The organism is Defluviitalea phaphyphila (genome assembly GCF_001466305.1).
GTDB classification, from domain to species: Bacteria; Bacillota; Clostridia; order Lachnospirales; family Defluviitaleaceae; genus Defluviitalea_A; species Defluviitalea_A phaphyphila.
Genome location: NZ_JWID01000064.1, coordinates 1 through 563, shown reverse-complemented (window position 1 = coordinate 563; position 563 = coordinate 1). Strand labels below are relative to the sequence as shown.

Below are 563 nucleotides of genomic sequence, written 5' to 3'. Positions count from 1 at the left end.
TATAGCTCTTGTCCTTGCACAATTTCTCAAATCACTATACACTTCCTCCCAGACTATTTCGTATTCTTTTAAAATATGTAAATTTTTTCTATTAATTTATTTATCGAACGCAAAGCTTTCATAAAATTTTTATAATCAGGATTTTGGTAGACTATACCATAAACTTCACTCATTTCTAATTCTTTTATACTTGTCCATGTATATCCTTTTTCATTGTTCATTTCATAATCATCATATTCAAATGCAAGATATTGAGCTTTTTCAAAATCATTTATAATCATAACATCAGTTAGTAATTTATCACTTTTTTTAAATAATTTCATATTACCAACTTCTTTTATTACTTCTTCTACTAATAAGCTATTTTCCCCATACTTCATTTATTAAACCACCTTTTATAATTTTACAGTAGCACCTTTTTTTATATCCTAATATAATTCTAAATCTATATTTTCTAAGTCTACATCTTTAATTGTAACGTCGTACATGTTTTTTACATTTGTATCTGCTGGAATGAAGGCATAGTATTGTTGGTCGTCTCCTACATCAAATTCTACTAGCTT

Annotated in this window: 1 protein-coding gene; it reads right to left on the bottom strand. The window is 26.3% G+C overall.

The window, feature by feature from the left end:
- Nucleotides 1–68: 68 nt before the first annotated feature.
- Complete coding sequence (locus OM90_RS12140; RefSeq protein WP_058487111.1) at nucleotides 69–380, bottom strand: YlbF family regulator; 312 nt, start codon at nucleotides 378–380, stop codon at nucleotides 69–71.
- Nucleotides 381–563: the final 183 nt, after the last annotated feature.